The 1,150-nt window shown below is 76.6% G+C and carries 1 protein-coding gene; it reads right to left on the bottom strand.

Going from position 1 to position 1,150, the window contains the following annotated elements:
• Positions 1 to 27 precede the first annotated feature (27 nt).
• Positions 28 to 999: a hypothetical protein gene (locus ACFV0G_RS38155; protein ID WP_380558089.1), complete on the bottom strand. Its 972-nt coding sequence runs from the start codon at positions 997 to 999 to the stop codon at positions 28 to 30.
• Between the last annotated feature and the right edge of the window lie 151 nt (positions 1,000 to 1,150).

Raw genomic sequence — 1,150 nt, 5'->3', positions numbered from 1 at the left:
GCCCCGGGGGCCGTGGAGTGCGGCGGCTCAGCCGGCCAGCGCCTGGGTCGCGGCCTTCAGCTGGGCAGCCAGCGCGGCCTTGGCGTCGGCCATGGCCGGGGCGTGCTCGGCGATCGCCTGCTGCTGGTAGGCGGCGTCCACCGCGTACCAGACGCCGACCACGTTCTCCCGGTGCCGGCAGCCGGCGTCGGCCGTGGCCACCTGGAGCTCGTGCGGCGTGGGCAGCGGCGTCCGGGACCACTCCTTGTCGCTCATCGCGGCGAGCGGGTCGGCGTAGTCGAGGCCCGCCGCCCTCATGCACTGCGACCACTTCGCGAAGACCGCCTGGGTGCGCGGGTCGACCCGGGCCGCCTCCAGGGTGCCGAACTTGAGGTCGGAGGCGGTCTTCGCGTCACCGAGCTGCCCGTCCACCGAGCCGGTGAGCCGGACGGCGGCCTCGCCGACGCAGCCGTGGTCCGGCACCTTCAGGCCGTTGACCGTCTGCCCCCCGGGGCCGAACCGCTGCTTCGGGTCGGAGGTGCCGCGTGCGGCCACCGTCATCGCGGGGCTCATCGGCGGCTGCGTCTGCGAGTCGGCGGCCGCCGGGGCGCCGCCCTCGGGGTGGTAGCCCCACTTCGCGAGCAGCGCGGCGCTCTGCCGGCCGTAGCGGCCGTCGATCCGGGTGGTGGGAGCGTCGCTGTCCCGGCCCGGCAGGGCGGGTGCCGGGGGCGTGTAGTCGAACCCGAACCGCGCCATGCAGCCGGAGATCAGCCGGGCCTGCGCCTTCTCCACGGTGAGGAGCTGGTCCGGGGCGAGCAGATAGCCGTCGAGCGGCAGCGGCTTGTCGTTGGCCGAGTCGAGGACCGGTGTCGCGGACACCGTGGGGGGCGCCTCGCTGCGGGTGGGCGCGGCACTGCCGCTGTTGCCGGCCGGCTGCTCGGCGACCGCGCTCGCGCAGCCGGCCAGCAGCAGGGACAGGGCGATCACGAGGGCGGCGCGGCGGCGCGGGCGGCGGTACACGGGCGTGGTCTCTCCCGGAGCGGCGGGACGGTCTGGAGTAGGCTGCACCGCAGTGGGGGGGGGGGGGCGGGCGGCGGCGCGCGACCAGGCCAGCAGCGCTGAGGGGGTGTGGGGGGGGGGCGGAGGTGGAGAATCTCGAGGGCGGGCGTGT

It is taken from the genome of Kitasatospora sp. NPDC059571 (assembly GCF_042735675.1).
Taxonomy (GTDB): domain Bacteria; phylum Actinomycetota; class Actinomycetes; order Streptomycetales; family Streptomycetaceae; genus Kitasatospora.
Note: the sequence above shows the minus strand (reverse complement) of the source record. Positions and strands in the feature narration are given on the sequence as shown.